Source organism: Sphingopyxis sp., from assembly GCF_036402335.1.
Classification (GTDB): domain Bacteria; phylum Pseudomonadota; class Alphaproteobacteria; order Sphingomonadales; family Sphingomonadaceae; genus Sphingopyxis.
This window is the reverse complement of the sequence record NZ_DASWTD010000484.1, coordinates 1-7,516: the sequence shown is the minus strand read 5'-3', so window position 1 is coordinate 7,516 and position 7,516 is coordinate 1. Positions and strand designations below refer to the sequence as shown.

At 65.9% G+C, this 7,516-nt stretch carries 5 protein-coding genes; 1 reads left to right on the top strand and 4 read right to left on the bottom strand.

Annotated features, from left to right (window positions below):
- The 4 genes from VGD20_RS15870 to VGD20_RS15855 all read right to left on the bottom strand — a co-directional run.
- Positions 1-654: SDR family NAD(P)-dependent oxidoreductase (locus tag VGD20_RS15870; RefSeq protein ID WP_331135368.1), on the bottom strand; the 654-nt coding region annotated here is incomplete at its 3' end.
- A 12-nt stretch (positions 655-666) separates the two neighbouring features.
- On the bottom strand, positions 667-1,950 hold the full coding sequence (locus VGD20_RS15865; RefSeq protein ID WP_331135367.1) for an MFS transporter: 1,284 nt from the start codon (positions 1,948-1,950) through the stop codon (positions 667-669).
- Positions 1,947-4,109 carry a heparinase II/III domain-containing protein gene (locus VGD20_RS15860; protein ID WP_331135366.1) on the bottom strand — a complete coding sequence of 721 codons (2,163 nt, stop codon included), beginning with the start codon at positions 4,107-4,109 and terminating at the stop codon, positions 1,947-1,949. The genes VGD20_RS15865 and VGD20_RS15860 overlap by 4 nt, the downstream gene beginning before the upstream one ends.
- Positions 4,106-6,316 carry a polysaccharide lyase 6 family protein gene (locus VGD20_RS15855; protein ID WP_331135365.1) on the bottom strand — a complete coding sequence of 737 codons (2,211 nt, stop codon included), beginning with the start codon at positions 6,314-6,316 and terminating at the stop codon, positions 4,106-4,108. The genes VGD20_RS15860 and VGD20_RS15855 overlap by 4 nt, the downstream gene beginning before the upstream one ends.
- Before the next feature lie 147 nt (positions 6,317-6,463).
- On the opposite strand from VGD20_RS15855, the gene VGD20_RS15850 reads away from it, so the two are divergent.
- Positions 6,464-7,516, top strand: a 1,053-nt coding sequence (locus VGD20_RS15850; RefSeq protein ID WP_331135364.1) for a TonB-dependent receptor plug domain-containing protein, incomplete at its 3' end; no start/stop codon positions are given.

Here is a 7,516-nt window from a genome sequence, read left to right as displayed (position 1 = left end):
GGGATGGCCTTCGCGGCGCAGCGGCGTGTTGCCCGCGGTCGCGGCGCGCCCTTCGGGCTTCGAGAAGATGTCGTGGAAGCTCGTCCCGATGAGTCCGGGGCAGACGGCGTTGACGCGGATGCCCTGCGGCCCGAGCTCCTTCGCCATCGAGCGGGTGTAGGTCATCAGCGCACCCTTTGCGGTCGCATAGACCGACGCGCCGGGCCCCCCGCCGTCGCGGCCGGCGAGCGACGAAACGTTCACCACCGCCGAGCCTTCGCCAAGGAAGGGCTGCGACGCCTGAAGGACGAGGAAGGCCGATTTGAGGTTGAGCGTCATGACATGGTCGAAGAAATCCTCGTCCATCTCGCTCAGCGTCTTGCGCGCAACCATGCCGCCGGCGAGGTTGACGAGGATGTCGAGCCGGCCGCTGAACGCGATCCCTACCTCTTCGAGCATCGCCTTGACCGCGCCGCTGTCGGTCACGTCGGCCTGGATCAGAAAGGCGTCGCCGCCCGCATCCAGAATCGTCTTCAGCGTATCCTCGGCGGCTTCGCGGCCACTGTTGTAGTTGATCGCGACACGAACGCCGGCGCGGGCGAGCGCGATCGAGACCGATCGGCCGATATCGCGGCCGCCGCCGGTGACGAGCGCGGTTTTCCTCTGGAGAGTCATGTATGCAATTCCTTATTCTTGGGTGTTGGCAGGTTGGATGGCGACCGGTGCGACGCGACCGCCGACCAGCCAGAAACACAGGAAAGAAAGCGGTACGATCGCCGCGGAGAGCGCGAAGATCGGCGCATAGCTCGTCTTGGTGAGCACGGGGACGAGCCAGGTGGTGATCAGCGTACCAGCGACCGCGGCGGTGCCGCTGATCCCCGCGAGGCTGCCGACCGCACCGCCGCCGAAATAGTCGCTCGGCAGCGTCTGGATGTTGCCGATCGCCATCTGGAAGCCGAAGAGGATGCACGCGATCAGCAACACTGCGGTGAGCGGATCGCTCGCGCCGATGGTGAACAGCAGTGCGGGCAGCATAATCGCGCAACCGGTCGCGATGGTCGTCATGCGCGCCTTGTGCACGCCGCCGCCCTTGCCGATGATCCGCCCCGCGAGCCAGCCGCCGAACAGGCTGCCGAGCATCGCGCCGACGAAGGGCACCCACGCGAAGAGGCCGATCTGCTTGACGTCGAAACCGAAGGTTTCGGCAAGATAGATCGGCAACCACGACACAAAGAGCCACCACACGGGGTCGAGGAAGAAGCGCGACAGGATCACGCCCCAGCTCTGGCGATAGCGCAGCAGTTCGCCGAGCGGCACGCGGCGGTCGTCGTCGCGGCCCGCCTCGGTGCGTCCGGTCAGGATATAGTTGCGCTCTTCCTCGCCGAGGCCGGGGTGCTTGTCGGGGTCGGCCTTGTAGAACCAGAGCCAGGGAACGAGCCAGACGAAGCCGAGCACGCCAATGAGCAGGAAGGTGCCGTGCCAGCCGAACTGGACGAACAGCAGCGCGATCAGCGGCGCCGAGATGATCCCGCCGAGCGATGCCCCAGCGTTAAAAATGCCTTGTGCCAGAGCGCGTTCACGCGACGGAAACCACAGGGCGTTGGCCTTCGCCGCGCCGGGCCAGTTGCCCGCCTCGCTGACGCCCAGCGTTGCGCGCAGCACCATGAGCAAAGGCATCGAGCGCACCAGCGCATGCGCCGCGATCGACAGCGACCAGACGGCGATCGAGATGGTGAAACCCATCCGCGTGCCGATCGCGTCGAAGATGCGCCCGAAGAGCGACTGGCCGAAGGCGTAGAAGATCATGAAGATCGTCACCAGCAGCGCATAATCTTCCTTCGAGGCGCCGATTTCCTTCGATACCTCGGGCCACATTACGGCGAGCGCGTTGCGGTCGATGTAATTGATCACCGTCGCGAGCGCGATCAGCGCGATGACGCACCAGCGGAAGCGGCCCTTGATATTGCTCATTTCTTCGCTCCGGTTTTGGCGAGGTCGAGGCGACCGACGGGGCCGGTCCATGCGAGGGTCCGGCCGTCGACAGCGACGCTGTGCTTACTGCCCGCCGCAACATCGTCCGCGACGGCAATCGCGATGCGGCGGCCGTCGACGAGGGTGATGAGGACCAGATCAACACCCTGTTCCTTGCGATGTTCGAGCGCCGACACGCGCGCGCTGCTCGCAACCACCGTTTCGGCCGACGCGTCATAAGCGCCGTGCGGTTCGAGCAGGCTGACGAAGGTCGCCTCCGCCGCGCCGTCGACGCGCTGGATCAGCGCGGGTTCGCGGCGCAGGTTGAACTCGGGATCATTGGCGCCGCTTTCGGCGACGATGAAGCGCGCGCCGGCGGGCGGCAGCATATGATAGGAATAGAAACGGCTGCCCTGCATCCACGTCAACCGCGCCTTGCCGGTCTTCGTCCCTTCGCCGTCGATCCAAAGATGCTGATATCCGTTCGCCTGCCCAAGCACCGGCCGTTCGGCGAGCTTGCGATCGAATGCAATATCGCTGTCGATGATATGTCCCGAAAAATGCAGCGGCAGGTCATAGCGATGGCTGCCGCTGCCAGTTCCACGGAGGATATCGAGTGTGAGAGGGTTGGCGAGGCCATCGACCTCGACCAGCAGCAGCGCGCGGCGGATTCTGACGTCCTTATACGCGCTGTCGATTTCACCGATTGCATAGCGCGTCGGGCCTTCGAGCGACGCCGCGAGCTGGTGCGTTCCCGCTTTCTCGCCCGCCTTCCAGTCGCCGCCGAAATGGCTTTGCTCGTCGACGGCGAGCGTGTTGTGCGCGATCGTCGCGCTCGCCCAGCTGTCGTTCTCGGGGAGATAGCGCCCGCCCCGTTTCGCCTCGACATTGAGGAAGCGCGCGGCGCCATAATCGGTCACGACCGCCCCGGTCTCGTCATAATAGAGCCAGCCGAGCCGGTCGAAATGGCCATGGCCCATGCCCTGCACCGTATTCTTGGCGACGAGCAACGGACCGGTCGGATCGGGCTTGGTGCGGAGCAGGACGAGTGCGCCGTCCTTGCCCTCGGGACCGTCGGAGAGGAGCCGCGAGCCGAACGGCCAGGGCTCGGCCTTCCCCGCAGCGAGATCGGCCGCCATCGCCTGCCCGGCCGGCGTCAGCACGGTGCGACCCTGCCAGTCGGCGATCGACAGGAAGGTCGGGTCTTTCGTCGCGCCATAAGCGATCGCGACCGCGTGATAAAGTTCCTCGGTGCGCAGGCTCTTGTCGGGCATCGCGTCGTTGATCGGCAGGAAATAGCCGTCGTGCGTCACGTCGATCGCGGTGCGGATCGCCTTCAATACGATGTCGTCGCGGTACTCGAAAATCTTGCGGTCCGGATCGTTCGCCGCGATCGCCGCCGCGAAGACGACGAAGGGCTGCAGCGCATAGCGCTGATAATAGGGCCCTTCGGCATAATAGCCGTCGGGCGAAAAGAGCAGGTCGAGCTGGCGCAGGAAACCCGCCTTGCCGCTCTTGTCGAGCCCGAGCAATGCCTTGTCGACCAAGTCGCGGTCGCCGAGCAGATAGCCGGACAGGCCGACGCCCGCCGCGGCCCAGGTCGCATGATTGTGGATGCGATTGATCACCTCAGGCGAGCCGTCCGAGAGGAAGCGCGCCATCGGGCGGATCACCTGATCGTCGATGCGCTTGCGGTCGGCGGCGGAGAGCGCCCCCCGGATTTCGGCATAGCCCTGCACCGCATTCACGAGGAAGACGCTGTCGTTGAGGCTTTGCCAGAAGAGGCGCCCGGGGACCTGATTGGAAGCAGCCGGATGCGGCCCGAGCTTCGGATAGAGATCGGCATAGGCGAGCAAAAGGCCCCGGACATGATCGCGATAGCGGACGTCGCCGGTCAGGCGGAAGAGCTGGCCGCCCTCGAAAATCGTGCGGTAGTTGCGCTTGTGCTGTTCGTGCGTGAAGCCGCCGCCGGGGTCTTTCGGCACGGGCACGTTGATGCCCGCCTTGATCGACGCGTCGACGTCGCGCCGTGCGCGCTCGACCTCGCCGGCGAAAAGCGGCGCATAGGCTTGCTGCGAGGCTGCGGGCGGGGTTTGTGCGGTCACCGGGGTGGCGGGCAGCATGGCGGTGGCGAGCAAGAGCGCGAGGGTGCGGGTCACGGGCGCGCCTCCACATTCATCTCGATCAGCCCGCGCGGCGGGCCTTTCCATGCCAGCTCCTCGATCCGCGGCGCCGGGGTTGCGGCAAAGGCGTTCGACGCGATCCGCGTCTCGGGCGCGCCGACCGAATGGATCACGACGATGCCGTCCGACTTGGCAAAATTATTCTGCACGATGTCGGTGTGCTGCGCGCCCGAGATCCGCAGCGAGGCACCGTCACGGCCGCTGTCGGCGACGCTCGACCCGGTCATCGCGAACCAGGGGCCGAAGGTGCTTTCGTCGGTTCCCTTGCGCAAGAGGTCGGCGACCATCGCGACGCGCGCGAAGCGGCTGCCGCTGATCGTCAGCCGTTCCATCGGATACCAGCCCTTCGGTTCCTGCTCGCCGGTGCCCGAGACGACGACGCCCATCTCGGCGAAATCGCTGCCGGTGATCGTCACATCGTCGGCGAAGGTGCCGGGGGCCATGGCAATGCCGTCGAGCCGGCCCTTGCCGGGGCCACGCACCGCGAGGCCGTCGAACACCACCGAATAATTGGGTGCAGCGCCGGCGGTGACCGCGATCAGCGGGTTTTCGCCCGCAGCGGCGCTCGCATCGACGGCAAGATTTTCGAGCCGCAGCCCGCCGCCGCCTTCGATCCGCGCGAGGCTCGACGCCACGCGCAGCACGGCTTTCGCATCCTTCGCGCCGGCGATGGTCAGTCGGCGCTGCACGGCCAGCGGCACGGCGATCTCATAGGTGCCCGCCGCAAGCGTCAGCGTATCGCCCGCCTTCGCCCCGGCGACAGCCTGTGCGAGCGACGCGCCTGCGGCAAGCGGGCGCGTGCTGCCTGCACCGAATGCGGCTTCGGGGGCGTCGCCGCGATACCAGCTTGCGCCGACCTCCTTGCGCGTCACGGGCTTCAGGTCGCGCGGCGCGCCGATGGCCGCCAGCGCCGGGTCGGTGGGATAAAGCAGACCGTTGGCGGCGCGTTCGAGCACGACGTCGCGCTGCTCGACGCCGGCGCCCAGCAACGGCTTCGCGACCTTCGCCTCGACGTTGCCCGCCAGCGCGATGCCGCCGGTTTCGCCTTCGGCGCGGAACGGATCCTGCCCCTTTGCCCCGACGATCAGATTGCGTTCGAACTTGCTGTCGATGGGCGCGGCCGAGCGTTCGGCATCGGCCCCAGCAGCCAAGGTGATCCGCGCGCTGTCGATAATGCTGTTGCCCTCGATCCGCGCGTTCGCGACCTGATGGTAGCGGTTGATCACCGAATTGGGCACGCCGTTCATCACGCTGAGCGCGCTCTTGAACGAAGTGCCGGCGAGGCCCTCGAAATAATTGCCGCGCACGATCTGGTCGCGGTTGATCACGCGCACCCCGCCCGTGTCGGCCACGCCCTTACCGAGGAAGATGTTGCGTTCGACGAGGTTGCCGTTGCCGTGGCGGAGCACGAAGGCGCCCTGCGCTTCGAGCACGAGATTTTCGCGGATGATATTGCCGCCCGACTTGATCGAGACGATCTCGACCTCGCCGCTGGTGCGATCGAAGATATTGCGTTCGATCGTCGTGTTCGAGGCCGAGAGCGATTCCTCGCTGGTACCGATGCGGATCGTCTCGCCGCCGTTCGAGCCCAAGGGCGGGCGCGGGCCGAAATAATTGTGATCGATCCGGTGGCGGTTGTCGAGCGGATCGCCCGCGCGGCGGATCACCGCGAGCGTCACCCCGCTGTTGGTCTTGCCCTCGAAATGCGAATGGTCGACGCGGTTGCCGGTGCCATAGAGCGCGACCCAGATATCCTCGGCGCGGCGATCGGGCTTGCTGTAGCCGTCGATGACGACTTCGGTGATGCGCGTGTCGGCCGCGAGCATTTTGGAATCGCGGCGGAAACTGATCACCTCGTCGCTCGGGCTGGCGCCGCTCCTGAAGACGAGGCCCGAGACGAGCAGGTGCCGGCCGCCGATGCGTAGGTTCGACTGGCCGGTAAGCAGCACCTTGCCCTTGGTCTGCGCGGTCAGGGCGATCGGATTGGCGGCGGTGCCATGGCCGGTGAAGACGATCTGGAAGTCGCGCCACTCGCCATCGGCGAGGACGATCGTGTCGCCCGGCTGCGCCTTTTTCACCGCTGCCTTGTACTGCGCCTGATCGGCGACGAGCAGGTCGCGCGCGAGCGCCGGATTTGCTGTCGAGGCCAGCACCGCCACCGCCAAAACCGCCTTTTTCTTCACTGCGCCGCACCCTTTTTATGATTCTCGCCGACTGGTCTATACAAGAGGTAGGACAATATCAAGCCGGTTACGGTATACAGAATGGGTTGACATATTGGTCTGACAAGACGAGCTTCTCTCCAAACAATGCCAATGAGGGAGAGTGGGATGATTCGGGGCAGCATCGTTCGCGCATCGGGCGCCGGTAAAATCAATTTTGCTGCGGCGCTGCTCGGCACCACCGCCATGGCGATGCTCGGCAGCCCGGCCTTTGCGCAGGACGCGACCGCGCAGGACAGCACCGGCGCCGCCGCCGACGATACGGGCGACGATGCGATCGTCGTAACGGGCATTCGCAGCTCCCTTGCAACCGCGCTGGGCGAAAAGCGTTCCACCGATAATATCGTCGAAGTCATCCAGGCCGAAGATATCGGCAAGCTGCCCGACCAGAATCTCGCAGAAGTGCTGGAGAATGTGACCGGCGTCCAGATCACGCGGCAGGCCGGCGTGGGCAACGCCGTGCAGATCCGCGGCACCGACGCGAACCGCACCGAAATCAACGGCGTGTCGACCGTGGGATCGGGCGCGGGCCGTTCGGGCATCAGTTTCGAAGACCTGCCCGCCGCGCTGATCGCCTCGGTCGAGGTAACCAAGGTCCCGACCGCGCAGACGATCGAAGGATCGGTCGGCGGCACGATCAACCTGCGCACGATCCGCCCGCTCGACCTCAAGGCCCCCCTGATCGCGGCGCGCGCGCAGATGGAAAACAGCGACCTGTCGAAATCGACCTTGCCGCGGCTGTCGGCCACGCTCGGCAACCGGTGGGACACCGGGATCGGCGAAATCGGCATCGTGGTCAGCGGCAGCTATGCCCGCCAGGACGTCGCCGCGTTCAAGCCGCGCGTCGACCGCGACGCGCTCGTCCTGCCAGGCTCGGGGCCGAGCGCCGAGGCGTTTCCGTTCCTGCGCATCCAGTTCCTGCAGCAGGGGCTCGAGAATTACGAATATGAAACCTACAACGGCACCGCCGCGCTCGAATGGAAGCCGAACGACGACCTCAAATTCTATTTCGACGCGACGCTGAACAACCAGACGCGCGGGCAGCAAAGCCACCGCGTGCAGATTTCGGGCACCGCGACGCCCTCGGTGGTCGACGCCATGAACAACACCGACTTCGAGACGGTCGATTTCGGAACCATCAACGGCCCGAACGGCCCGATC